The sequence below is a fragment of the Bacillus sp. FSL P4-0248 genome, assembly GCF_038593305.1.
Classification (GTDB): domain Bacteria; phylum Bacillota; class Bacilli; order Bacillales; family Bacillaceae; genus Bacillus; species Bacillus safensis.
The window spans coordinates 3,563,108-3,590,044 of record NZ_CP151983.1 but is presented as its reverse complement, the minus strand read 5'-3'; the positions used below and the strand labels follow the sequence as shown (position 1 = coordinate 3,590,044).

Sequence of the window (26,937 nt, the reverse complement as noted above, 5' to 3'; positions counted from 1 at the left end):
ATTTTTAGAAAAATAAATGTTGACGCTTTCATATAATCAATATATACTAAAAACAAATCCAATATGAATAAATTAGACATGTGACTGGTCATGCAGGCAGGATCTAAAAACGATGAATTTCTTTTATTTGTCGTTTTAGGTCCTTTTTTTATTGCCAAAATATAGGTCTCATGTATGAGAAAAGGGGGAGAAAAAATGGATTACACACAAGTTGCCAAAGACGTTTTACAGCATATAGGCGGCAAAGAAAACATTGCGCACCTTGAGCACTGTTCAACAAGACTTCGCTTCACGCTAATTGATCAGAAAAAAGCAGATGTACCAGCACTAGAAAAAACACCAGGTGTCATAGCTGTCAGAATGTCAGGACAATGCCAAGTGGTGATTGGGAATGACGTCATTGAAGTGTATCAAAAGGTAACAAGTTTAATAGGCAGCAGCTCATCAAGCCAAGACGTGCCATCCAATCAGCCAAAAGAAAAGAGAAAAGCAGGCACAGTCCTGTTAGATTTCATTGTCGGTGTCTTCCAGCCTCTTGTACCAGCTATCGCAGGCGGAGGAATTTTAAAATCATTTCTTCTCCTTTTCTCTTTATTAGGCTGGATGGATGCAAAGGGACAAACCTATCAAATACTGAACATGGTAGGTGATGCACCACTTTACTTTCTGCCTTTATTAGTTGCTGTAACGACGGCGAATAAACTAAAAGTAAATCCACTGGTCGCATTATCAGCAGTCGGTGCGCTCCTTCTGCCGAACATGACAGCAATGCTTACAGAAGGTGCGCAATTACTGTCATTCGATGTAAAAAATATAGCTTATGCGTATCAAGTGTTTCCGGCAATCCTTTCTGTATTGCTTTACGCGCAAATGGAAAAATTCTTTACGCGGTTTTCACCAAAACCAATTCGAATTTTCTTCGTTCCGATGATGTCATTGGTCATTACTGTACCAGTTACGTTACTTCTGTTAGGACCGATTGGTTTTACAGCGGGGCAAGGCTTTTCATCTATTATTCTTGCGATGTTTAATACGGTAGGCTGGGTAGCTGTCGCAATTTTAGCAGCGGTCCTCCCATTCATGGTTGCTTCAGGCATGCACAAAGCAATGGTCCCTTATGCAGTCACAACGATGGGAACCCTTGGGAAAGAAGCACTTTATTTACCGGCATCACTTGCGCATAATATTGCGGAAAGTGGAGCGTGTTTTGCTGTGGCACTACGCACAAAAGACAAGGTACTCAGATCAACAGCCATTTCGGCAGGGATTTCAGCCTTTTTTGGTATCACAGAGCCGGCGTTATATGGTGTGACACTTCAAAATAAGCGAGTCCTTGGAAGTGTTATGATTGGTTCGTTTGTTGGCGGAATTTTCATTGGTTTAGTTGGTATACAAGCCTTTGTGCTTGTTGGCCCAGGATTAGCAAGCATGTCGATGTTTATATCAGATGAACTTCCGCGAAATCTGATGTTTGCTATCATTGGAGCAGTCATTTCATTTATTGTCGCATTTATCGCTGCTTTTGTATTAGGTAAAGATCGAACAGTAGAAGAAAAGACAAAGGACCAAGCTGCATTTGCTGAACAAATTGGAGCAGGAGAAACTTTCAAAAGCCCTGTGATTGGTCAAATGATCTCTCTATCTGAAGTAAAAGATGATATTTTTTCTTCAAAGGTCATGGGAGACGGAATTGCCATTGTACCTTCAAAAGGAGCACTTTATGCACCAGTAGATGGTGAGGTGACCTTGCTGTTCGAAACAAACCATGCGCTTGGTATGAAAACGGACCAAGGGGTTGAAGTATTATTCCACATCGGCATTGACACTGTTCAGTTGGAAGGACAGTATTTCTATCCAAAAGTGCAGGCAGGAGATCGTGTTCAAGCAGGTGATTTATTGATTGAATTTGATCTAGAAAAAATCATGGAAGCAGGATATGATCCAGTAACACTTGCTGTAATCACAAATACAGATCAATATGATATTAAGGTACAGCCATTACAAGAGGTCAATCGTCAAGATACATTGATGGTTGTTACACAATTAGGAGGCTAATCATATGACAAAAATCAAAGGTTTTCCAAAAGGATTTTTATGGGGCGGTGCCATTGCGGCTAACCAGGCAGAAGGCGCCTGGAATATAGATGGAAAGGGACCGTCTGTTGCAGATATTGCAATGTACCGTTCCAACTTGAGTGTAGAAGATTATGAAGGTCATCTTGCTGTTACCACTGAAAATATAGATCGTGCAATGAAAGATCCAGACGATAAAAAATACCCAAAACGCAGAGGTATCGATTTCTATCATCACTATAAAGAGGATTTGGCTCTCTTTGCAGAAATGGGATTTCAAACACTTCGGATTTCTATTGCATGGAGTCGTATCTTCCCTACTGGAGAAGAAGCGGAACCGAATGAAAAAGGGCTTCAATTTTATGATCGTGTCTTTGCAGAAATGAAAAAACACAACATAGAACCGATCGTGACTCTCTCTCATTATGAAATGCCTTTAGCGCTTAGTGTGAAATATAATGGCTGGGTTGAAAGAAAAGTCGTTGATCTCTTTGTGAAGTTCGCCAATGTATGTTTTGAACGATATAAACATGATGTGAAATATTGGCTCACCTTTAATGAAATTGATAGTATTCACCGCCACTCTTTCATTACAGCAGGAATCATTCCTGATCGCTGCCCAGAAGGAAAAGTGGAAGAAACGGTGTACCAAGCACTTCATCATCAATTTGTCGCATCTGCTCTCGTAACAGCAGATTGCCATCGCATCATCCCAGGCAGCCAGGTAGGATGTATGCTGACAAAATTGACAACGTATCCGCATACGTGCCACCCGAATGATGTGGAACAAGCTTTGAAACAAAACTTAGAAAACTATTTCTATGCAGATGTTCAAGTGTTTGGCGAGTATCCGCCACTGATCAAGCGCATGCTTGAGAGAAAAGATATTCATATTCAAATGGAAGCAGATGACCTTACCATTTTAAAAGAAAACACAGTAGATTTTATCTCATTCAGCTACTATATGTCTTTAACGGAGTCAGCCCAAGAAGGATTAGAAGAGACAGAAGGGAACACAATTCGCGGGGTTAAAAACCCTTATCTTCCTTCAACTGACTGGGGCTGGCAAATTGATCCGGTTGGTCTGAAAATTTCTTTGATCGAATTGTATGATCGTTATCAAAAACCTCTTATCATTGTCGAGAACGGCATGGGTGCAAAGGATGTAGTTGAAAGTGATGGCTCTATCCATGACGACTATCGTATTAACTATTTTAAAGAGCATTTCCGTCAAATGAGAGAAGCGATTGAAGAAGGCGTCGATCTCTTTGGATATACGAGCTGGGGCTCGATTGATATTATTAGTGCAGGTACATCACAAATGTCAAAACGCTATGGCTTCATTCACGTCGATCAAGATGATGACGGGAACGGGACATTAAAACGATCTCGAAAAGATTCATTTTATTGGTACCAAAAAGTCATTGAGACAAATGGTGAATCGCTTGATTGAACACCACAATCATGAAAACAGGTGATGACGATGTTTAAAATCAAAAAAGTTTTAAACTCGAGTGTGGTCCTGGCTGAAGATCAGAACCAACAGGAGATGGTATTGTTCGGCCGAGGAATTGGCTATGGAAAGAAACCAGGTCAAATGATAGAAGAGAAAAAAGCGGACCAAGTCTTTATGTCAGTTGATAACATGAGAGCAAAAGAATTTCTTCAACTGTTAGATTCAATGCCTCAGGAGTTTATCGATTTAACTCAGCACATCGTCCAATATGCAGAAAAACGTTTAAACTCAACTTTAAATTCAGGTGTTTATTTTACCTTAATGGATCATTTGAATTTTGCAGTGGAACGTCATAAAAAGAATATTAATATTACGAATCGCGTGTATTGGGAAATCAAAAACTACTATACGGAAGAATTTGAAGTAGGGAATTACGCACTTGAGTTAGTCAATGACACATTGGGCATACAATTACCAAAAGAAGAAGCTGCTAATATCGCCTTTCACTTAATTAATGCATTAGGTGAAAAATCCGATTCGAAAGATGGTATGAAATATGCCAAGATGATCGGGAGTATTGTCAATCTTGTGCGCTATACATTGAATATGAAAATGGATCAAGAGAATATTCATTACAGCCGGTTCATTACACATGTGAAATTCTTTGTAGAAAGATTTTATGCTGATAAATTATTATCAGATCAAGAAAATGAGTTGTTTGAACAAATTGCACACTTATATCCTCAAGCGATGGATGTTGCTTTTAAGATCAAAGACTATATTAAACAGGTGCATAGTATCGTCATTCCTAATGATGAGCTTACTTATCTTGCGGTACATATACACCGCCTCATATCTTATCAGCAACTAAAATAAATGTGGAACCACTTGCCTTGATGAGGCGAGTGGTTCTTTGTATGACCAATGTTTATATTAAGTTCCGATAGGTCGTTCTGTTGTACCAGGATTTTCATCATTTAATGAATTGAAAGCCCCTGTTTGTCCTAAAACAACGATGGTCAAAGCGATAATCAATAAACTCATTTTTTTCATTAGAATTCCCCCAGTCAATGATAGGATGTTTCATGCGATCAGCTTCCTTTAAGAAAAGATAGGCTTGATGAATTGCTCCCAGCTCTTCAAAGTATTTTGCAGCTAATGCACTTAATTCACAGGCTCCTTCAGCATCCTTTAATTTTTTAAGAATGCTGATTTCATCGAAACAGGCTTGAGCTTTTTGAGCCATATCTTCAGTGAAATATAGATGGTAAAGCAAATTCATTTTTGCTGTATAGATGGGGCATTTCTCTGATTCATGTTTTTGGTTCACCAATTCGAAGTAATAGAGAGCTTGTGTCCTTTCATCGATAGAAAGCAGCTCTTTCATTAACATGTACATGGAGTGATGAAAGTAACACGAAGAGAGATAGTCTTCATCACTAAGAGCCTTTTCTAGGGCATCGATACATTTTTTTGATTCGCCAGCTTCGGCGTACAAAATGCTGATATTATGATAAAGCTGTGATGTTAGAAAATGATCGTTGAGACTGTCTGCGATGTGTAATGCTTTTTTATAGTAGTCTTCTGCTCTTATAAAGTCACCAATGTCCATATAATTAGCAGCGGCGATGACAAAGGCTGCAGCTAGTCTTCTCTCATATCCTTCATGACTTTTGAAAATATCAATAGCATTCTGAATGTAGTGTAGAGAAATCAGGCTTTGACGAAGCAGCATATATAAGTTGGCGATTTTCGTATGGAATTCTGCTACTTCTATTTCATCAGGAATGTGTTGTAGTTTTTTCTCGGCAATTTTAAACAGTCCAATGGCTGATGCATAGTCTCTTTTATATGAAGCGTAAAGGGCTTTGTATAGGTAAAAATAGTATTCAATTAAGTCGTTTGTTTTAGAGGGGCAATCTGGTTCTGTCTGTTCCTTCAGTTTTGTACCTCTTCGTTCATATAACATGAGCTTATACTTGCCTTCTAGCAATGAGTAATAGGTCAAGACCTCCTGATTCTCTTCCATTTTTTGAAGTAATTCTTTTAATTCTGTATACATTGCTTTTGCACTGTGTACATCATGCTTGCGAATTGCAATTCTCCAATCATTTAAACGATTCCCCACCTGTTCAGCAGAAATGATAGCCATGGAAATTTCACCTCTTTAAGATCCTTTCACCTGTTTCATAAAAAACGATATCACAATTTTTGGAAAAATATAATCGTTTCTGTGAAGTGATTGACAAGAGGTAATAAAAGGGACCTAAGGTCATGTGATGTACGATATTGTAAGGGTGATTGCTTGTTAGCACAAATGAATAAAATCTCTTTTTGGAAGTCTAAAAAAGGAATATATACAATGGATTTTATGATAATGAACGAAAATATCATTCGTATATTTGGAATAAAGAAGTTTTAGCTATTTCAGAGGGAAAATGGAAGGTCGATCTAGGAAAGAAAATCATGTATGATGTTGCTAGATCATGAGATAAGAAACTGATAGATGCAGCCAAAAGTAAGTATTAAACACAAACTTAGACCTTTAGAAAGGATGTTGAAATGAAAAAAAGATTTCCAAGTTTAAATAGACAAATCACAGTCATTATCGCGACTCTGTTACTTGTTTTAGTGACTGTTTATATGTCAAAGAGATACTTTTATAGCAAAGAAATTGAGCTGCTGACAGAATCTTGTCAACAAGCTGGCGGCAAAATCATCTTAGAAACAAATAGTTTGTCTATGGATTACTCGTTTGAGTGCCAAAAAAAATAGAACAGGCAGTTTCCTGCCTGTTTGTTCTCAAATTAAAAACCTAAATCTTGCAGCCATTGATTTAATCTCATTTCTCGATTCTCGGCAGTTGAGTGATCATATCTTCCTAGTTGTAAACTGGCTACAATTTCCCCGTCATTCATAAACATGATTCTTTCAGAACGAAGAGCCACCTTGGGGTCATGTGTGACAAGCAGCAGTGTTGCTCGTTCAGAGTGGATACTTGAAAAAATATTCATCACTTCCTTCGTTGTACTGGAATTAAGAGCACCTGTTGGTTCATCAGCGAAAAGTATGTCTGGTTCATTCATGAGCGCTCGGCAGATAGCGGCTCTTTGAAGCTGTCCTCCCGATACTTCTGTCAAATATCTATTTGCCAAATGATCAATATCGAGTTTTTGCATTAAATATTGAGCTCGTTCATTCAATTCTTGTCTTGGCTTTTTCTTTGCTAAATAAGCTGCAGCTATGATGTTGTCAAATAAATTAAGATTTTTTAATAAGTGGCTGTGCTGAAAGACAAACCCCATCTCTGTTAAGCGCAGAGCAGTTAACTGTTTGTCTGTCATTTCTGATAGTGATCGGCCTTTATATTCGATCTCTCCTGTTGAAGCTGTTTCTATGCCGCTAAGCTGATAAAGTAATGATGTTTTCCCACATCCAGAAGGTCCCATAATGGTCACGAATTCCCCATGCTTTATCGATAAATGAATATCCTTAAGAATGGTTTGTTTTTGTCCTTTTAATGAATTGATATGCAAAGACAATCGCTGCGTTTCAATCAAGTGTTCCATGTGAAACATCTCCTTATAAAAGTGTTTGTCTTGTCGTTTGACTAGAAAAAAACGTCTTCAATAACCAAGTGGTCAAAGCTAAATTGATAATAAGTAGTGTAACTGGGTACACAACTGACACCCATTGCGGTGACAGCCACTGGAGGCTCGACGCTCCTAATGTTGCTCCTCCTATACTCATCAAAGCAGGACCAATGGTATTGACCGCGATTGTTCCAATAAAGGCGCCAAAAGAAAGAACAGCGATAAAACTCGTTATATATTGTACTGTTATATCTGTTATAGAAAATCCAATTGTTCTTAGCGTGTGGTTTCGGCTTGAATCTTTCGCCTTTAACATGTGCAGAAACATGAATAGCATTAAGCTGGCGGTTCCAAAGGCAGCTAATGCAGCAAAAAATGCAATAACTTTTATAATAGCTGCTGTGCTACCGATCGTTTGATGAACGTATTCTTTCATATCTGTCACTTTTGCAGGAGATACCTTCTTTTCAAATACTGTCTTTTTCTCTGCGATATTTACTCCTGGTTTTAGTTGGATTTGAACGGTTTGCCAAAGAGCTGTTTGAGGAAATGGCTGTGATATTGCTTTTGCTGTTTTGCCTCCATTGGTCACGTCCTGATAAATACCTGTTACCGTTCTTTGGATTTCATGCCCATTAGTTACGAGAGTGATTCTTTCTCCTATCTTTTTCTGAAGTGAATCTGCATTTAATACGGATAAGGCAATTTCTTCATTCTTTAAAGGCTGCCGTCCTTGTAAATAGTTGAGGGGAAATGCTGAGAGCTCACCTGTTTCTAAGTAGAGCGTTTCTAATGTGTTCTCCTTTGATTTCACCTGAAGAGAAGTAGTTTTATAGATGGCTGCTGTTTGTATGCTCTGATCTTCACGAATCATTGATTCTATTTCGTTTGTATTTTTCGCTAGATGATTTCCTTGGCGTATATCCATTCGAAGGTCACTTTTACCAGAGCCAAGGTATGTGATGAAATCCGGTGATTGTAAGGTATGCCATAGCTGAATAGGCATGAGCATTAAAAATGTACAGAGTGCAATAATACAAGAAATCGTTGTGTACAACTTCTTTCGTGATATCAGATCTTTTAAACCAAGCCAAATATTGATCGGTATGAACCTGCTTTTCTTGAGGTGCATAGGTATTCTTTTCTTTTGACCCAGTGGGTTGATAACGCCTTGAAGTGCTTGAGCAGCTGATATTTGACCAAACTTTCTTAAGACAGCATAGCTGCAAGAGATGATGATCATTGCCGTCGCAATAGAAACAAAAAGCGGGATTAACCAATGAGCAAAAGAAGGCTGATTCCCCATGTAACGGTGGATATTGGTTGTAAACATATCACCAAATATAAGCGTTAACACATATCCTGCTATACACCCTGCACAAGCAAGCGCGGCATACTTACCAACGTATAATTGCTTGATTCTTGTTAAAGGGATCCCAAGCACCTTCAGTATGCCAATTTCACGTTCATCCTCTTCTATTGAAGCCGTCATAGCAAGATGGAGTGAGAGAAGGGCTATACTGATGAGCAGCAGGCAAACAAGCAGGAGAATGGCAATGACCATTCCATCTGTCAATGCATTCAGCATACGCAGTAAAGGTAATGTGACAGATGGACCTTGTTGTGGCAGTTGTGATGATTGATAGATTGCTTGAAAGGTATCTGTCTGAGCGGCATCATGTAGTAAAAATTCGATTAAGTACTCTTTGTGATGAAACACTTGATTTATTGCATCCCAATCCTCGTTATGAAGAAGAAATCTTTTTGAACTGACAAGACTGGGGTTCATTTGTGCATCTCGCAAGAACGCTTTGATGCGAAAGGTGAATTGATTAGCTCCTTTCTCAATCAGTAACGTTTCACCTATGTTGAGCTGATACTTTTGTTGAAAATAAATTGGGACAGCCACTTCTCCTTTATTGACAGTGAGCTTTTCGTTTTGTTCATTTAAAAGAAAATCAAAGTTGCGATTTTGCTTCACAAATAAATGATCCATCACACCTGCTTTGGCAGGCTCATGTCCGAACCTGATGTTTGCGTGTTCAATTGGTATCATTGGGACGATTTGATGGGCTTTTACCATGGACTGCTTGCTTGAAAATGCTTCAATGTCTTTTTTATTTAGGTCGCCGTCATGCATTTGGACAAAGTCTGGCGCTTTGGCAGAATGGAGCAGGTTAGAAATGGAACCATTCAGCTGTACGATCATTTGAGCTGCACTTGCTGCGAGAAATGAAGTCATCATGATGCAAATGGTTAAGCCGATTGCAATAAGGCGGTGACGGGTTAAGTCTTTCTTTATAAACGCTAATCTCATGAGGCTGATTCTCCTTCATGCTGAAGCATATTTTTTGTTAAGCAGGCTAGTGCAAACATGAAAGTACTGACGATGAGCACCGTCACATACACGGTGGCTGAAAACGTATTGAACAAGAATCCATACATCATTTGGCCAAGCGGAGCAGCACATTGAGAAACCATTGTCAGATTGGCCATCACTTTTCCCAACTGATGATTTGGTGTTTTCTTTTGAACATGTGAAATCACAACGATTGAGATCATAGTCAGCAGCATAGCAATTGGAAGGCATCCTGCTAAAAAGAGAAAATAAGCTGGATAAGTGCCAAATTGAAGAGCTGTTTTGGATGTTGAGAACGCCACAGGCAGCAAGATGACTGCGATGACAAGAAGCCAGCGATATAAAGTAGGAATGCGCCATCGCTTCGCTACAAGTCCAACTAGCAGAGCCCCTGCGATGACAGCGAATTCAATCAAGCCCATGCCTATTCCATACATGATGTCACTGCTCTTCATTGTGACCCTTAAAATGATTGGTCCCCCAACAATAAAAAATGGTGTAAGGATGAAATTTAACATTGCGGCAAGCAGCATGGCCCTTTTTAAAAATGGCTGGCTGCCAATATAAGAAAATCCTTGTTTCATATCTTTTATGAGCACTTTGCCCATAGACTCTGTCAGCGGGCTAGGGAAGAAGGAAATGTTTAACCTTAAAAGCATGCAGGCTGATAGGAAAAATACGATGGCACTTGCACCGATGATGGATTGGCTTCCAATCATTCCGTATAGAACTCCTCCGATAATAGGTGCGAGAACACCTGAAAGTGCCTGAACGCCATTGACGATGCCGTTTGCTTGTTCTAATTGCTCTTGTTTCACTAGCTGTGGAATGCTGGACATGACAGCGGGAGCATAGAACGTACTCATCACGCCAAGCAGTATCATGACAGCTCCGATCATATAGAGTGAATCATTTCCCGAAAATAACCAAAAATAAAAGGCAAGAATCATCATGCCGGTGAGGACATCAAATAAAATCATTAAGTTCCTTCTGTTAAACCGGTCAGCGATTGCACCAGCTAACGGGGAGAGAAGGAGCGGGATATTGGATAAAGCGAAAAGTAAGGCATATAAATCAACTCGGTGCGTCATATCCAGTACGTGTAAAGATAGAACAAACCGAATGAGAGAAGATCCGAAAACGGAAATAATCTGTCCGAGAACGAGGTAGATAAAGTGGGATGAGCCTCTTTTGGATAACAAAGACATAAATATCACTCTCCTTTTAGACCGACCGTCAGTCTATGATGTATGCAGGATTGGTATTGAAGTGACCAATCACTGATTATTTTCATCCAGCTCTCCAGATAATCGCTTCAGCAGGAATGAAAAGCTCCCCTTTTTTGCATGCAATGAGGATTCGAGTATATCGATAAAAGCTAAAGCGCGTTGTATACTTTCTTCGGCTGACCATTGAAAAAGGCCTTCATCAAATATGACCTGTGCAGAAGCAAGAAGGAATTCAACCGTCTCTTGCGGATACTTCGTTTTGAATGTCCCTTCCTCTACACCTTGCTGAATAACATCTGCCAACACTGGTGATAGTTCTTTAATGGCTTTGATTAAGCTTTTTTGATGCATTTCTGCATTAGAAGGCTGATGGAACTGATCGATCATACCCTGTTTATGGCTTCCTTGCTGAGGTGATTGCGCCATGATGATACGAAATAGTTTGTCAACGACTGGAAGGTCTGGCTCAGCCGCAATACGCTTTGCCACGATGATATCTTCTTTGATGATTCTGTCAATAATGGCATCCATTACTTCTTCTTTGGATGCAAAGTAGTAGTAAAAGGTGCCTTTTGCAATGCCAACGGCTTTTAATATGTCAATAATCGTTGTTTTCTGATAGCCTTTGGTTGAAAAAAGCGCTTCGGCTGCGTTTAATATGTCATTTTTACGTTCCTCAGGATGTTTAACGGTTCTCATAAAGCCATCCTTTCTTTTAACTAGACTGTCGGTCGGTTCTTGATTTGATTAAACACTTTTCAGGGTGACTTTGTCAATGGCTGGTTTTTAAACACTTTGCGTTTATTGTTCAAAGACACTATGATACATTGAATGAAAAAACCTTCAGGGGAGATGGCAAATGCAATTTTTGACCAGTGAATTGGCTCAAGAAATGGTTGAACGTACGATGCATATTTTACATAAAAACATCAATGTGATGAATGCAGATGGTGTCATTATTGGTTCTGGTGAACGAAACAGGATTGGCCAGAAACATGACGGTGCACGGCTTGTGCTGACAAGCGGGAACAGTGTGGAAATTGACCAGGAGACCTCTTTGCGCTTAGAAGGGGTGAAACCTGGGATTAACTTGCCTATCTGCTTCCATGAAAAAGTAGTTGGTGTGATTGGAATTACTGGTGAACCAGAGGACATTCGGCATCATGCCGAGCTGGTGAAGATGGCAGCAGAACTGGTGTTAGAGCAATCTTTCCTTCTTGAACGGGTTCAATGGCGTCATCGAATAGAAAGTGAAATTGTCAATCAGCTGATTTCATATTCTGATGCTGGGGATCATCAGCTGAAAAATCGAGCGGCTTGGCTGGGAATGGATTTAGACAAGCGCCGAATGGCTATTGTTTTTCAGCCAGTTCCCTCCTCAGAGGATGCTGTTCATAAATTGATGCATGCGATTCAATATGATAAGAAGGCAGATGATTTACTTGGCATGACCTTTTGTCATGAATTGATTCTTTTAAGTCAGCCCATACCTGACCATCGAGTAAAGCAGGCGGCAGGTCATCTGCAAAAAACAATGCAAAGAGCAGTAGGAAGCCAAGTGTTAGTGGGGATAGGGACTGTCGCTGAAGACATCAGCCAGCTGCCCATTTCTTTTCAGCATGCGAGAGAAGCCCTGAGGTTAGGGAAGGCTCTTGATCCGGAGGAAAGTATGTATTTCTTTGAGTCTTATCAACTGGAAAGCTTCTTCATGATGGCGGGAATTGCTGAAAAGAACAGTCGATGGACTGACTTTTACAAGCCTTTGACACAAGAAGCAGAGCTCGCCCATACATTAAGGGTTTACATTGAAGAGGGCGGTGATTTGCAAAGAATTGTTGATCGTTTATTTATTCATCGAAATACATTGCGTTATCGTTTAGACAAAATTCAAGGATTGACCGGAAAAGACCCTCGTCATGTAAAACAGTTAATCGAGCTTTATATGGCGCAGCTAATGACTCAACTATCTTGATTGTGCAAATGCACAATTCGGTAGAGTGGTCAGTTAAAAAAGTTCATCCAGATTCACAACACAATCCCTTTGGGTAAACGCTTACAATTGGAGAAAGATATTTTTAGGGGGATTGAGAATGGGTGGAGATGTGACGGTAAGTACTCTGGGAGCCATGGCGGCGCTTGTGATCGCGATTGTTCTCATTCTAAAAAAAGTATCACCTGCTTATGGCATGCTGGCAGGTGCATTTATAGGCGGATTGGTTGGCGGTGTAGACATTGTTCAGACCGTCAACGTTATGATGGAAGGTGCTAAGGACATGATTCCGGCTGTCCTTAGAATTATGGCCGCAGGTGTACTGGCGGGTGTTCTCATTGAATCAGGTGCAGCGTTATCTATCGCTGAGGCCATTGTGAGAAGGCTTGGTGAGGCGAGGGCACTATTAGCACTCGCTCTTGCAACAATGATTTTAACAACAGTAGGCGTTTTTGTAGATGTTGCGGTTATTACGGTAGCGCCAATCGCACTTGCTATTGCCAAACGCGCAAAGCTCTCAAAAACGGGAATTCTCCTTGCTATGATTGGAGGAGGGAAGGCAGGAAATATCATGTCCCCGAATCCGAATGCTATTGCCGCTTCAGACGCTTTTGGTGTACCTCTGACTTCAATGATGGCTGCAGGAATCATTCCGGCTGTGTTCGGGTTGGCTGTTACATATGTATTAGCTAAAAAGCTTGCAAACAAAGGGACGCCCGTTCTTGAAGAAGAAACTGGGCAAAGTAAAGTTCAAATACCTGCTTTTTTTCAAGCACTGGCTGGTCCGCTGGTTACCATTTTATTGTTGGCTTTAAGACCGCTTTTTCAAATCAATATAGACCCAATGATCGCCTTACCGATTGGAGGGATTGTAGGTGCTCTTTTCATGAAAAAAGGGAAATTTCTCAATGATTATGCGATGTCGGGGCTCCATAAAATGTCAGGTGTCGCGATCATGTTATTAGGGACAGGTACATTAGCAGGAATCGTATCGAATTCGTCCTTAAAAGATGTGTTTATTCAGGCACTGGATGCCTCGGGTTTACCTCCATATTTACTTGCGCCAACTTCAGGGATATTTATGTCAGCCGCGACTGCTTCGACAACAGCAGGAACGGCGGTCGCGAGTGGTGTGTTTAGCGGAACGCTGATTGGGCTTGGTGTATCTGCTCTTTCAGGGGCAGCCATGATTCATGCTGGCGCAACAGTGCTTGACCATATGCCGCACGGGAGCTTTTTCCATGCAACAGCAGGAAGTGTTCAAATGGATATCAAAGAGCGTTTGAAGCTCATGCCTTTTGAATCATTAATCGGTTTGACGTTAACCGTTGTATCAACAATTATTTTTGGCGTTTTCCAGCTGTTTGGCTGAGGACATGACAAGAAAAGAGGGGCTTTAGGATGAAAATTGTGATCGCACCAGATTCATTTAAAGAAAGTTTGTCTGCTTATGAGACAGCATGTGCCATTGAACGAGGATTTCGTTCTGTTTTGCCAAACGCAGAGTATATCAAACTGCCAATGGCAGATGGAGGAGAGGGGACCGTTCAATCGTTGGTTGATGCGACGGGCGGACACATTGTTCATCAAGTGGTCACGGGCCCGCTTGGTGAGCCAGTGAATGCCTTTTTTGGCATGTTAGGAGACGGTCAGACTGCTGTCATAGAGATGGCTGCAGCCTCTGGTTTACATCTTGTACCCCGAGAAAAACGTAATCCGTTATGGACGACATCGAGAGGAACGGGTGAATTAATACTTGCAGCGCTGGATATAGGAGCGAAGCATGTGATCATTGGGCTTGGCGGAAGTGCAACAAATGATGGCGGTGTTGGGATGATGCAAGGATTAGGTGCAGCTTTCCTTGATAACACAGGACATTCCCTGACGTCAGGCGGCGGGGCACTTCATCAATTAGCTTCAATTGATTTATCTGGACTCGATCCAAGACTGCAATCCGTCCGTCTGGAGGCGGCTTGTGATGTGGATAATCCTTTAACGGGTGAGAGAGGAGCGTCTGCTGTTTTCGGTCCTCAAAAAGGAGCAGATGAAGAAATGGTTCAAGTGTTAGACAAGAATCTGGCTCATTTTGCACAAGTAGCTGAAAAGCAGTTCAATGTCTCTTTTGGAGATGCAGCAGGGGCAGGAGCGGCAGGAGGGCTTGGTGCGAGTTTATTAGGCTTTTTACAAGCGGATTTGCAAAGAGGAATCGATATTGTGCTGAAGGCTGTTCATTTTGATGACGTCATCAAGGAGGCAGACCTTGTCATTACGGGAGAAGGCCGAATTGACCGGCAGACCATTTTTGGAAAAACACCAATCGGCGTAGCCAAAGCAGCGAAGCAGTATCATCTGCCTGTGATTGGCATCGCAGGCTCTCTTGCAAAAGACAGTGCAGTCGTACACGATCATGGAATTGATGCACTGTTTAGTATCGTTCCAGGTATTACCTCTCTTTCTGAGGCGATACAAGATGCGAATCTTCATGTAGAAAGAACAGCTCGGAATATCGCGGCTGCGTTAAAAATTGGAAGAAAGAAGTAAACGATGAAAAATGTTTCCTTTTCTATCACATTCCTTCTATAAGAAATGTGGTAAAATCGATATAAATGATGTAGAAAGTTGGAGGAAACAAAAATGTCTAATCTACCGAATTGTCCTTCGTGCAGCTCACCTTATACATACGAGGACGGCAGTTTGCTGATTTGCCCTGAATGTGCGCATGAATGGTCACTTGAACAAGAACAAGCGGCAGAGGAACAGCTTGTTGTCAAAGATGCGAATGGGAACCTGTTAAGTGATGGGGACACGGTCTCTGTCATTAAAGACCTAAAAGTAAAAGGCTCATCATCCGTTTTGAAAATAGGAACGAAGGTCAAAGGCATTCGTTTAGTTGAAGGCGATCATAACATTGATTGTAAAATTCCTAGCTTCGGCGCAATGAAATTAAAATCAGAGTTTGTGAAAAAGATATAATGTATGAAAAGAGGTTGTAAGAGGCCTCTTTTCTTTATTTATAGGTGAAAGGAATAATCTCAAACAAAATTCCATACATATATACCTGTTGAAAAAGATCCATTTTTTAAAAAATCAAGCCTCTTTTCACATAAAAATTCGCAGTTTTCTTAACTCTACCTTAAAAAAGGCAGATGATTCGCTAAATTTTGGCTAATCCCCTTCACAACTTTTGGGCATTGCTGTACCATATGGAAGTGTTCTTCTATTTTTGACGGATCATGGTGTTTATCAGGAAATAGAATGATAGATGATACTTAGACACAGAAGGAGAGGTAACGTGACGAACGTTTTAGAACTGCATAATGTATCTAGGCATATTCACGGGAAAAAGATTGTTCAAGACTTGAGCTTTTCTGTCCAAGCGGGCGAAGTCTTTGGCTTCTTAGGACCAAATGGTGCAGGGAAAACAACAACCATTCGTATGATGGTCGGTCTTTCTCCCATTACATCTGGTGACATTCTGATTAATGGTCATAGTATTCAAACCTCCTATCAGCATGCTATCCAACATGTCGGTGCGATTATTGAAAATCCAGAAATGTATAATCATTTAACGGCAAGACAAAATCTTGTTCACTTTGCCAGAATGAATGGGAAAGTGGATGAAGCGCGAATTGATGAGCTGTTAGAGCTAGTCAGCTTACAGCATGTGAAACATAAACGTGTGCGTACATTTTCATTAGGAATGAAACAGCGATTGGGCATTGCGCAGGCACTCATACATAGACCGAAACTGCTAATCTTAGATGAGCCAACCAATGGACTTGATCCTGAGGGGATTCGAATGATACGAGATTACTTGAGAAGGCTTGCGAAGGAAGAAGGGCTGGCTGTAATTGTTTCAAGTCACCTCATGTCAGAGATGGAATTGATGTGTGATCGCTTTGCAATTATCCAAACCGGAAAGCTGATTGCGATTGAGGATCAGCGTGCTGAGACGAAGCAGGATGATTTGGTTAATTATCGAATGAAGGTGGCAGCAGGGGAGCTTGAAGAAGCACAGAAGCTCATTGGTGCATTTGAGGAAGGCGTCACTGTAAGAGAAGAGGAGCAGTACTTATTCTTCTCTATGCCAGAAGAGAAGATGCCGGAATTGATCCGTCATTTGAGCAGCGCGTCTATTCATTTGTACGAAATCAAAATCGAAAAACAAACCTTAGAAGATAAGTTCTTAAGCTTAACAGGTAAAAAGGAGGCAGACGTATGATTCGCCTCATTCAAAACGAGTGGATGAAGATTAGTTATCGTGTTGGTACTTGGATTATGGTTGGGCTTCTTGTTTTAGGTATGGTTGCCACGCTGATCTTTGTAGTGAAAACAAATGACAAAGATCAAGCTTCAGGTGATTGGAAAACTCAGCTAGAAATGATGAATAAGGAAAACAAGAAGGAGCTCAAAGAGACAGAGAATGGTTTCTTTAAAAGAGAGCTTGAAAAAGAGATCGCTATTAATGATTATCGAATCAAGCATAATTTGCCGCCAGCTGATCAGTTTAGCCACAGTGTATGGGATTATGTGAAAACAAACGCCAATTTACTTCAGCTAGTCGGTGTGTTTGTGATCATTATTGCTTCCACCATTGTGTCGGCTGAATACAAGCATGGTACAATTAAATTATTATTGATTCGCCCACCATCAAGGCTAAAGATCCTAATATCTAAATATATTACGGTGCAGCTGTATGCTCTTTTACTTGTTGGGGTGCTATTTATTTTGTCATTCATATTGGGTGCTATTTTCTTTGGACTTAACACTGATTATGTGAATTTGGTGTATCAAAATGGTGTAGTGATTGAACGTTCACAGTTTGCCAATATGGTCTATTATTATCTCGCTCATTGTGCAATGTTTGTCGTTTTGGGAACCCTTTCGTTCGCCATTTCTACAGTGTTTAGAAGTGAAGCTATCTCCATTGCCATTAGTGTGTTAGCGTATATTGTGGGTGGATCAGTCACAGGTATTTTAATGCTCTTTTTTGATTGGTCAAAATATCTGTTATTTGCAAACGATCCATCCCAATACTTTATGGAACAGGTTACTGTTATCGAAGGTATGTCCCTAGGATTCTCACTAATCGTCCTAGTCATCTATTGGGCTATTTTCTTAGCCATTGCCTTAATCGTCTTTCAAAAGCGAGAAGTGAAAACAGGTTAATTTAACTTTTTAGGAGGTTTACACATGATTAAACGTAAAGGTGAAAAAATTATGGGGATTATTAGTATTGTCCTCAATGCCATTGGTGTTGGGTTTGGGGCATTAATCCTTTCTGTGGGTCCATCTTTTTATGATGAAATCAATGAAGTGTTAAAAGAGGAAGGGGAAACATTGCCGATTGAAACACTTCAAGCTTCTGTCAATGCATTTGGTACTCAGTTTATGGTCGTTTCCGCAATTGCGGCTGTGCTGTCGATTGTAGGTGTGATTTTCTTGAAAACTGACCGTCGTGCCGTGCTTTCAGGTATTCTTTTCTTGGTTTCTGCTGTGACTCTTTTAATTGGAACAGTTGGCCTTGCATTCGCTCCAATGGTTCTATTGTTTATCATTGGATTAATGTCTCTTATTAGAAAGCCGAATACAGACATTCACACAAGTGAATATCCTTCATAATGAAAGAAAAGACATGCGCATATCCGCGCATGTCTTTCTTTTTAAATGATGCCAATCAGCATCGCCACAAACAGAAGGATAATACTAAATCCCCACATCCAAAAGAAGGAGTAGCGGATGTGTTTCCCCATATCAACCCCTGCAAGACCTACGGCGAGCCAAACAGCGGGAGCAAGCGGGCTGACAAAGGTTCCGATGATGTTCCCAATCATCATGGCATATGCCGCAGAAGTGCCTGGTACGCCAACTTCAGATGTAATGGATTCAACAATTGGCAGAAGGGCGTAATAATAGGCGTCTGTACTTGTCAGCATATCAAGCGGTACTCCAAGCATACCGACAATAATATGTAAAAACGGCAGCAAGAAGGCTGGTAAAATGTGAATACTGTCCACTGCAATGGCTTTTAGCATCCCTGTGCCTTCAAGAATTCCTAAAAATGACCCTGCGGAGAAAATGACAGCCGCCATCATCAGCGCACTAGGTGCGTGTGCCTTGATTCTTTCCATTTGCAGATTCACATTCGGAAAGTTAATTAATAGTGCGAGAGACAGGCCAATCATAAACATAAAACTAGCAGGAATCACGTTCAACACGAGAAGCACCACAACACACAAAAACAGAACAAGGTTCACCCAAATGAGATGATAACGCTTTAAAGAGGCATCTCCAGTTTCACTAATAGATTGAATGGCTCGATCCCAATCCGCACCTTCTAGTTGAACCGCAGCTATTTCATTTGCAGCAATTTTCACCCGAATTCGCTTTTCTTCCCTCTTTCCTAACATGAATGCCATCCCTAATACGAGCACAACGCCAATGAGCTGAATTGGTATGAGTGGCACCCAAAGCTCAGAGGGGTCCATATTCAGGACACTTGCTGCCCGTCCAGTCGGTCCGGCCCATGGAATCATATTGGTTAATCCAGCACTCGTCCCGATTAATAACAGCAGTAAATAAGGGCTCATATGTAATTTTTTATAAAGCGGAAGCAGTGCAGGTACAGTTAATAAAAAGGTCGTAGCCCCTGCTCCGTCTAAGTGTGCGATCACCCCAATCAAAGCAGTTCCCATTGCAACTGTGACAACATTTCCTTTTGTCAGCTTGATTAAAGTTTTAATTACAGGTTCAAAGAACCCTGTATCTTGCAAAATGCCAAAAAATAAAATGGCGAAGATAAACATGGTCGCCACCGGCAATACTTTGATAATCCCTTCCTCGAAGAAGGTTTGAATGTCATTGATCCCAAATCCCGCAATGAGTGCCCCTATTAAAGGCACCATGACCATGGCGACAATTGGACTTGCTTTCCCCCAAATCAGCAGCACAACAATCGTTAAAATAATCATCAATCCAACAAACGTTAACATAAGCCCCTCCCCCTACAAATAAACCGTTTACATTTGTCTATACTTTTCATCCAATGCATTCCCACAGCTGCATTGAAAAAAAAGGGTATCAAATTTATGAGTAATAGGCAACCGCTTTCATACCTATACAATGGTAAAAAAGGATGGAGAGACCAGTCGTGTCGCGGCATCAAATATTGTAAAAAAATTTAGATAAAAATAACGATTAAAGTTCACAATGATTAATATGGGTATTTAGACTTATTAAATCAAAAAGCGCCCAATAAATGGACGCTTCTTTCAACTATTTTTTCAAGATGACATACTCGTAAGGATCAAGTTGAAGCTGCTCAGACACTTGCTGTCCAGTCAGCATATTCTCATAACTTGCCTCTGAATCTAGTGATATGTTCTGCTGCTCTTCTGTGAAATTCATCAAAAACACATAGTCCTGCGTACCGTCTGTTCGTTTTTGTACACTGACTCCTTCTGGAATTGCAGTGGATAGGACGGGCTGTATGCCAATACCTGCGATAAGGTCTTCGTAAAATTCATCATAAAAAGCCTGATCATTTTCTGAGGCCATATAGTATGCTTTCCCTCTTTCTAATGAACGGACAGTCAGGGCCGGCTGTCCTTCGTAGCAGCCATTCTCAAAATGCCCTAGCACAGAGGCCGTCTCAGGGTGTATGGATTCGCAGTATTGTCCGACATGATAGGTGCGTCCATTCCCTGTGGTCATTAACACATGTTCATCAGGCATCAATGTGTTGATTTCCTCTGCCCAAATGCCAAGTACATGGCGGAGAGGACCAGGAAAACCGCCGAGGAAACAGAGATCATTTTCGTCGACTATGCCGCTCCAGTAAGTCGCGATAAAAATGCCGCCCTCTTTGACAAAGGCTTCAATTTTTTCTGCAACGCCTGGTTTGATCATGTAGAGCATTGGCCCAATGAGCACACGATAGGATGAGAAATCTTTTTCCATTCCGACAATGTCAACAGGGATGCCTTTTTTCCAAAAGCTTCGATAGTGAGTTTGACAAGCCTCTACATAGCGTTTGTTTGTGTTATTTAAGCCTTGCGCATCATCAATGGCCCAGTGATTTTCCCAATCGTAAATGATGGCGACCTCTGGCTGAACGGACGTGCCCGCAATTGGCTGCAGCTGCTCCAGTTGTTTCCCTAGATCAGCTACCTCTTGAAACACACGCGTATGTTCATGGCCAGAATGATCGACAACGGCACCGTGGAATTTCTCAGAGGCGCCTCGGCCTTGCCGCCACTGGAAATAAAGCACGGAGTCTGATCCGTGAGCAATTGCCTGCATGGCAGAAAGGTGTGCCATGCCTTTATGTTTGACCTTGTTCACTTCATGCCAGTTTACAAGGCTAGGCGTACTCTCCATGACGAGAAACGGCTGTCCGTCCTTTAAGGAACGATACAAATCATGTACAAAGGCAACGTTTGATGCTAATTCGGCCGTTGTTTCTCTGCCGCTATGCCAAGCAGGATAGCTATCCCATGAGATCACATCGACCTCTTTTGCAAATTGATGATAATCCAGCCCAAGGAATGGACGCATATGCGGATAGTCGCCCATAAAGTTCGTGGTTACTGGGATATGAGGCGTCAATTCCCGCAGCGGCTTAATTTCATTTTGATAAAAATTGATCGTTTGTGCTGTGACAAAGCGCTTCCAATCCAGGTTCATGCCGTGAATCATGTGCTCCCCATGCGGTGCAGGTGACTCGATTTGTGACCAATCACTATACGTATGGCTCCAAAATCCTGTCCACCATGCTTGATTTAAAGCCTCAAGATCATGATTGTATTTGTCCTTCAAATAGTCTCGAAATGCTTCCTGGCACAGGTCGCAATGACACTCGCCGCCGTACTCATTTGAAATGTGCCACATGATCAGTGCGGGATGATCCTTGTAGCGTTCCGCCAGCAGCCGGTTGAGTGCGTTCGTTTTTTCTCGATAAACCGGAGAGGTAAAGCAATGATTATGGCGCAGTCCATGTAAGTTACGCTGACGATTCGCTTCGACGCGCAATACTTCTGGATATGTTTGTGACAGCCAAGCAGGTCTTGCCCCGCTTGGCGTTGCGAGAATGGCGTGTGCCCCCTGCGCTGCTAAGCGGTCCATGATGTCATCCAGCCATCCAAAGTCATACTGACCTTCTTTTGGCTCTAGCTTACTCCATGCGAAAATGTTGATGGAGAATGTTTGACAGTGTGCAAGCTTCATTAATCGAAAATCTTCGTCTATGATCTCTGGCATATGGAGCCATTGATCTGGATTGTAATCGCCACCATGCAAAAAGCCTTTCACATTTGGGTGAACGAGTGGGTAACGCTTTCCCATTTTGTCACGTCCTATCCTTTTAGTTACGGTGTCATTTGTTTAAATACATCAAGAGATGGCAGTGCTTTTCCGTTGAAATCGAACATCGCTTGATTTTCCCACGCATTTCCGACAGTCCCGGTTGTTTGAATGTAAGCCAGCCCGTATTGACTAGACCACGGAGCACCTTTCGCTGGAATCCAAAGCGGCTCCCAATAAAAGAACCCCTTCCCGCGGTTGTTGTTTACTTGTGAAATTTTTTCGGATAGATCTCGTATAAAAGATGCCTGGCCTTGAGGTGAGGCTGGATAGCCGGCTGTATTGACAGAGTCTTGGTTAAATGAGTTATCTAGGTTGTCACCGTTTGCTGTCGTAAAGCCGTAAGCAGTTTCCACCACGATCACGTCTTTGTTATAGCGGGCACTAATATCATTCATATTGGACGTAAGACCGCTAAAGCCGCCGTCCCAATACGGGTAATAAGATAAACCGATCGTATCGAATGAGACACCTCGTTTTGTGATTTCATCAAACCACCAGCGGGATGCACCATTGTCTCCGCCATGCGCAAGGTGAAGCATGATTTTGATGTTTGAATCGACAGAGCGGACGGCATTTGTGCCAGCTTTTAGCAGAGCAGCGAGCCGGTCAAATTCACCACCGCCTTCACCCCAGCTTTTTCCGTTTGGCCACAGCATACCTGAGTTCAACTCATTCCCAACCTGAACCATATTCGGCAAGGCATTTTGCGCTCTCATCGCTTTGAGCACATCGCCTGTGTAAGTGCCGACCGCTTTTTCTAAATCGTTTTGTGAGAGGGATGCCCACGCTTTCGGTTTGAATTGTTTACCGGGGTCAGTCCAGAAATCACTGTAGTGAAAATCAAGCAGCACTTTCATGTTTTGTGCTTTTGCACGTTTCGATAAAGCGATGGCTGTATTGAGATCATTTGTGCCGCCGTTATAGGCTCGGCCTTGATTGTCATATGGATGGTTCCACAGTCTGATACGCACATAGTTGACGCCTTTATCCTTTAATAGCTTGAGCGGATCAACCTGCTGTCCGTTCTGGTTGTAGTATTTGCCGCCGCTTTTCTCTACTTCTGCAAGCATAGAGATATCGGCTCCCTTGATGAAATCACCTTGCAGGCCATTGATCGGTTTCACAGAAATCGTATCGGCCCTTGCTTCAGGCAGAATACCTAATCCCATCAGAAAGAAAACGACAACAGTGACAAGCAACCATTTCTTCATCAAATCTCCCCTTATCCTTTTGTGCCGCCTTGTGTAAGGCCGGATACAAATTGTTTTTGTAAAACAAGAAACAATAAAGCAACTGGAATCGCAATGAGTAAAGCCCCGGCTGCAAAGGTCGTGTAGCTGGCACCCATTTTATCTGACACAAGATTGTACAGACCGATTGGGAGCGTATACATTTCGGGTGAGCGGACAATGACACTGGAGATGATGAAATCACCCAGTGGTCCTGTAAATGAGTTGATGGCAACAACGGCTAAAATCGGCTTGGCAAGCGGCATAATAATTTGGATGAAAATCCGGAAATGCCCTGCGCCATCCATTCTGGCTGATTCATCGAGATCCTTTGGAATCGCATCAAGATAGCCTTTCATTAAATACGTATTCATCGGAATTTGTCCACCTGCATAAATCAAAATCAGGGCAAGGTGGCTGTTAATGAGTCCAAGCATTTGAGCGAGAACAAAAATCGCAATCAGCGCTGAAAATTGAGGAATCATTTGCAGCAGCAAAAAGAGCATCAGCCCATTTTTTCGTCCTTTGAAGCGGAATCTGGAAAAGGCATAGCCTGTAAAACTGACAAGAACCAGCGTTAAAACCATTGTGGCAATGCTGATCTTCATTGAGTTCCAATACCATTTTGCATAAAGTGCCCCCTGACCGAAGAAGAGTTCTGTGAAGTGGCTGAACGTTGGATTCTTCGGAAACATGCTTGTACTCATGAGGCTGTTCCCAGGGTTAAAGGAAGCACCGATCGTCCAAAGCAGTGGATATAGAATACAAATGGAGGCTATGAAAAGGATAAAATATGTGATGCTCAGGCGAATGAGCTTGTTTTGTTTTGACCCCATATCACATCATGTCCTCCTCTTTGAATGAATTCGTTCTCTTAAACTGCCAGAGTGCAATGGCGATGACAAAGATTGAAAGTAAGATCGTGACAGCGGCAGCGAGTGCATATTGAGAAGACTGCATCGTGAGTTTGTAAATCCAAGAAACCAAGATGTCCGTCCCCCCAGCAGTTGAGCCAGCCACAGGCGGTCCTCCGCCATTAAATAAGTAGATGATATTAAAGTTGTTAAAGTTAAACGTATATTGCGTGATTAATATAGGCGCAATGGAATAAAGGACAAGCGGTAACGTGATGGACCGGAATTTCTGAAAGAAGTTTGCCCCATCAATGGTCGCAGCTTCGTATAGATCCTCTGGAATCGCCTGCAGAACACCGGTTGTCATAATGAAAACAAAAGGAAATCCAAGCCAAGTCTGCATCGCAATGAGGGCAATTTTGCTCCAAAATGGATCTGTCAGCCATGGTTTTGGATCAATTCCAATCGATGCAAAAAGTGTGTTGTTAATGGCTCCAAATGTATCGTTGAACAGTCCGGCAAACACCAAAATGGTCACAAAACCCGGAACAGCCCAAGGGAGAATCAAAATGGTTCTAAAAAACCGTTTTCCTTTTAAATCCTTCTGATTGAGCAGAACCGCTAGAAAGATGCCGACAGCACATTGAAGGGTCGAAGCAGCGAGCGTCCATACGACGGTCCAGCCAAGTACATCAATGAAGGTGTCTCTCCAAATATCAATTGAAAAGATATTTTGAAAGTTCTTGATCCCTACCCAATCGATCAGATTGGCAGGAGGCGAGTGGTATAAATCGTAGTTCGTAAAGGCAAGCGCAAAGCTGAACATAATAGGAAAGACAACAGAAAAAAGAAGTAAAAAGAAAGCAGGAGTGCTCATTAAGTAAGGAAAGCCTTGGTCGATCAGCTGATGATATTGAGCTCGGATGGAATGGAGCGGAACCCCTTGATCACGTTTCTTTCCGTTCATAAAAGCATCACGCATCATGAGTACGTAAAAGCCGATACCAAAACCAGCTGTTAACAGCGCAATAATCCCTTTTGCCAAAAGAAAAACAGAGTTGTCACGAGGCAGCATCGTACCAAGTGTGAACAGCCCCCAGAAGCCAATATTGAATAAATCATAAAATACGATGAAAAAAGAAACACCGAACAGGAAAAAAAGTGCCCCTTTGCCGTACTGCTTGTTGTAAATCTGCCCCATCCCGGGTATAAGAGAGAACATTAGCGCCCGTCTCCGGTGTGTCTTTGATTCCACTATGTGTGTGCGGTCTAGTTCAAGGTTACCCGTCACGTCTAACACCTACTTCATATGAAATTAGCTCAAATACGGGCAGCTTGATAGACTTAAAGGCTACCCGTGTTTGATGATTATTTAGAATGGTTTGCTTTAATTTGAGAGTCGATTTGATTGACGGCATCATCAAATGCCTTTTTCACATCTGTCCGGCCGGTTGCAATGAGACCTAATGCGCTGTCAATCGGCTTCCACACCTCTGCCATTTCAGGGGTATTCGGTGTCAGCGTGGCATATTTCGTTTGTTTTGAAACAGCATCCGCATTGGCGTTTCCAGTAATAATTGGATCTTTCATCAGCTTTTTCACTGGTGGAATTTCCTCTGTCACTTCGAATCGCTTCTTCGAATTTTTTTCATTCGTGATAAACTCAACAAATTTCTCAGCAAGTTCTTTATTTTTAGAATAAGAGGAGACGTTGTAGCTCTTTACACCTAAGAATGAGCTCATATGCTTTCCGTTAGGGAGTGTTGGCAGCTCTGTTACGCCATAGTCAATTCCAGCTTCTTTATATGGACCAAATGACCATGGACCAGAAATGACAGCTGCTGCCTTTTTCTCTGTGAATAAGGAGTTGAGGACATTGATTCCTTGTTCACCAATGATGCCTTTCGGGAAAAGTCCTTCGCTAAAGAATTTTTGAATGTATGCTCCGCCTTCGATGGCGCCATCGTTGTTCAGGCCAATATCATTGACATCATAGGAGCCATCGCTTTTCTGCTTGAAAATATAGCCCCCTGACCCGCCTAACACACTTTGTGCATAGTAAATTTCATCCCATTTCGCTACAAAACCGTATTTCCCGTCTTTTGTCAGCTTTTTCGAAAGGTCATACCAGCCATCAAGTGTAGTTGGTGCCTTTTTGACAAGGTCTTTGTTATAGAAAAGCACTGTCGTTTCGACGGATTTCGGAAGGCCATACAGCTTGCCGTCTACCGTTTGTGATTGAATGGATTCGTCTGTAAAGGAATTGATCACTTTTTGATCAGGCTTGATTTCCTGTAACAGCCCCTCAGTGACGGCTGATCCAATTTGATCGTGAGGCATCGTGATAACGTCTGGGCCTGTCCCGGCTGCTCCATCAAGGCGGAGAGCTTCGATTTGGTCGGCATACGCTTTTTCGACCACTTTGATTTTCACATCGTTTTGTTTTTCAAATTCTTTCACAGCGTCTTGAATCCCATCAGACTTTTTGACATCCTCCCATACTAGCAAGGTCTTTGTACCTGTAGATGCTGGCTGTGTCCCGCTTGAATTGTCATCTCCTGGCCCGCATGCTGAAAGCAGAAGCACAGCAGTACCAACGACTGCTGATAATGTCGCCCATTTTCCCTTTTTCATTGGTAATCCCCTCTCGTTCTTTTTTCACAGATGGTAAGAAAACGCTTTCTTAATGTGAGAATATCAACTTAAGTAAAAAAAGTAAACATATTTTATTAAATTTATTAAGTAAAATTTTTTACTCGTATAGAGAGAAAAGAAGCCCTCCACTTTGGCA

Annotated in this window: 21 protein-coding genes; 10 read left to right on the top strand and 11 right to left on the bottom strand. The window is 41.8% G+C overall.

Annotation, left to right across the window (positions count from 1 at the left end; translation table 11 throughout):
• The first annotated feature begins 195 nt into the window (after nucleotides 1–195).
• Genes NST65_RS18450 through NST65_RS18440 form a run of 3 tightly spaced genes read left to right on the top strand, consistent with a single transcriptional unit; the run spans nucleotide 196 to nucleotide 4,405 of the window.
• Nucleotides 196–2,055 (top strand): beta-glucoside-specific PTS transporter subunit IIABC, encoded by a 1,860-nt coding sequence (locus NST65_RS18450; RefSeq protein WP_034281422.1) that lies wholly within the window; start codon nucleotides 196–198, stop codon nucleotides 2,053–2,055.
• Nucleotides 2,056–2,059: 4 nt separating this feature from the next.
• Nucleotides 2,060–3,526 carry a glycoside hydrolase family 1 protein gene (locus NST65_RS18445; RefSeq protein ID WP_061110311.1) on the top strand — a complete coding sequence of 489 codons (1,467 nt, stop codon included), beginning with the start codon at nucleotides 2,060–2,062 and terminating at the stop codon, nucleotides 3,524–3,526.
• Between the two features lie 30 nt (nucleotides 3,527–3,556).
• Entirely contained in the window at nucleotides 3,557–4,405 is an 849-nt protein-coding gene (locus NST65_RS18440; RefSeq protein WP_111927007.1) for a PRD domain-containing protein, read from the top strand.
• 97 nt (nucleotides 4,406–4,502) lie between these two features.
• Here NST65_RS18440 and NST65_RS18435 read toward each other — a convergent pair whose 3' ends face one another.
• The 5 genes from NST65_RS18435 to NST65_RS18415 form a co-directional block, all read right to left on the bottom strand.
• Nucleotides 4,503–5,681: a Rap family tetratricopeptide repeat protein gene (locus tag NST65_RS18435; RefSeq protein WP_342489213.1), complete on the bottom strand. Its 1,179-nt coding sequence runs from the start codon at nucleotides 5,679–5,681 to the stop codon at nucleotides 4,503–4,505.
• A 655-nt stretch (nucleotides 5,682–6,336) separates the two neighbouring features.
• Entirely contained in the window at nucleotides 6,337–7,098 is a 762-nt protein-coding gene (locus NST65_RS18430; protein WP_342489212.1) for an ABC transporter ATP-binding protein, read from the bottom strand.
• Nucleotides 7,099–7,111: 13 nt separating this feature from the next.
• Nucleotides 7,112–9,439, bottom strand: a complete 2,328-nt coding sequence (locus NST65_RS18425; RefSeq protein ID WP_111927001.1) for an ABC transporter permease — start codon at nucleotides 9,437–9,439, stop codon at nucleotides 7,112–7,114.
• Nucleotides 9,436–10,689, bottom strand: a complete 1,254-nt coding sequence (locus NST65_RS18420) for an MFS transporter (protein WP_111926999.1) — start codon at nucleotides 10,687–10,689, stop codon at nucleotides 9,436–9,438. The genes NST65_RS18425 and NST65_RS18420 overlap by 4 nt, the downstream gene beginning before the upstream one ends.
• 69 nt (nucleotides 10,690–10,758) lie before the next feature.
• Nucleotides 10,759–11,409 (bottom strand): TetR/AcrR family transcriptional regulator, encoded by a 651-nt coding sequence (locus NST65_RS18415; RefSeq protein ID WP_075621420.1) that lies wholly within the window; start codon nucleotides 11,407–11,409, stop codon nucleotides 10,759–10,761.
• A 160-nt stretch (nucleotides 11,410–11,569) separates the two neighbouring features.
• On the opposite strand from NST65_RS18415, the gene NST65_RS18410 reads away from it, so the two are divergent.
• The 7 genes from NST65_RS18410 (at nucleotide 11,570) to NST65_RS18380 (ending at nucleotide 18,322) form a co-directional block, all read left to right on the top strand.
• Complete coding sequence (locus NST65_RS18410) at nucleotides 11,570–12,682, top strand: sugar diacid recognition domain-containing protein (protein ID WP_046312667.1); 1,113 nt, start codon at nucleotides 11,570–11,572, stop codon at nucleotides 12,680–12,682.
• 118 nt (nucleotides 12,683–12,800) lie between these two features.
• Nucleotides 12,801–14,072: a GntP family permease gene (locus NST65_RS18405; RefSeq protein ID WP_111926997.1), complete on the top strand. Its 1,272-nt coding sequence runs from the start codon at nucleotides 12,801–12,803 to the stop codon at nucleotides 14,070–14,072.
• A 29-nt stretch (nucleotides 14,073–14,101) separates the two neighbouring features.
• Entirely contained in the window at nucleotides 14,102–15,241 is a 1,140-nt protein-coding gene (locus tag NST65_RS18400; RefSeq protein WP_034281411.1) for a glycerate kinase, read from the top strand.
• Between the two features lie 93 nt (nucleotides 15,242–15,334).
• Nucleotides 15,335–15,673 carry a zinc ribbon domain-containing protein YjdM gene (locus NST65_RS18395; RefSeq protein ID WP_034281410.1) on the top strand — a complete coding sequence of 113 codons (339 nt, stop codon included), beginning with the start codon at nucleotides 15,335–15,337 and terminating at the stop codon, nucleotides 15,671–15,673.
• 319 nt (nucleotides 15,674–15,992) lie between these two features.
• The gene (locus NST65_RS18390; RefSeq protein ID WP_041118330.1) at nucleotides 15,993–16,922 is read left to right on the top strand and encodes an ABC transporter ATP-binding protein; all 930 of its coding nucleotides are present in this window, start codon (nucleotides 15,993–15,995) and stop codon (nucleotides 16,920–16,922) included.
• The gene (locus tag NST65_RS18385) at nucleotides 16,919–17,869 is read left to right on the top strand and encodes an ABC transporter permease subunit (protein ID WP_101676616.1); all 951 of its coding nucleotides are present in this window, start codon (nucleotides 16,919–16,921) and stop codon (nucleotides 17,867–17,869) included. The genes NST65_RS18390 and NST65_RS18385 overlap by 4 nt, the downstream gene beginning before the upstream one ends.
• Before the next feature lie 24 nt (nucleotides 17,870–17,893).
• Nucleotides 17,894–18,322, top strand: coding sequence for a DUF4064 domain-containing protein (locus NST65_RS18380; RefSeq protein WP_046312679.1), 429 nt, complete (start codon nucleotides 17,894–17,896; stop codon nucleotides 18,320–18,322).
• Nucleotides 18,323–18,363: 41 nt separating this feature from the next.
• On the opposite strand, the gene NST65_RS18375 is transcribed toward NST65_RS18380, so the two are convergent.
• The 6 genes from NST65_RS18375 to NST65_RS18350 form a co-directional block, all read right to left on the bottom strand.
• A complete protein-coding gene (locus NST65_RS18375) occupies nucleotides 18,364–19,692 on the bottom strand; it encodes a citrate:proton symporter (protein ID WP_046312681.1) in 1,329 nt (442 codons plus the stop codon).
• A 283-nt stretch (nucleotides 19,693–19,975) separates the two neighbouring features.
• Nucleotides 19,976–22,042, bottom strand: coding sequence for a beta-galactosidase (locus NST65_RS18370; RefSeq protein WP_065214991.1), 2,067 nt, complete (start codon nucleotides 22,040–22,042; stop codon nucleotides 19,976–19,978).
• A 23-nt stretch (nucleotides 22,043–22,065) separates the two neighbouring features.
• A complete protein-coding gene (locus NST65_RS18365) occupies nucleotides 22,066–23,274 on the bottom strand; it encodes a glycosyl hydrolase 53 family protein (RefSeq protein ID WP_061110302.1) in 1,209 nt (402 codons plus the stop codon).
• Nucleotides 23,275–23,285: 11 nt separating this feature from the next.
• Nucleotides 23,286–24,128: a sugar ABC transporter permease gene (locus tag NST65_RS18360; RefSeq protein WP_024423962.1), complete on the bottom strand. Its 843-nt coding sequence runs from the start codon at nucleotides 24,126–24,128 to the stop codon at nucleotides 23,286–23,288.
• A gap of 1 nt (nucleotide 24,129) precedes the next feature.
• On the bottom strand, nucleotides 24,130–25,368 hold the full coding sequence (locus tag NST65_RS18355; protein ID WP_065214989.1) for a sugar ABC transporter permease: 1,239 nt from the start codon (nucleotides 25,366–25,368) through the stop codon (nucleotides 24,130–24,132).
• 146 nt (nucleotides 25,369–25,514) lie between these two features.
• A complete protein-coding gene (locus NST65_RS18350) occupies nucleotides 25,515–26,780 on the bottom strand; it encodes an extracellular solute-binding protein (RefSeq protein ID WP_041118317.1) in 1,266 nt (421 codons plus the stop codon).
• Nucleotides 26,781–26,937: the final 157 nt, after the last annotated feature.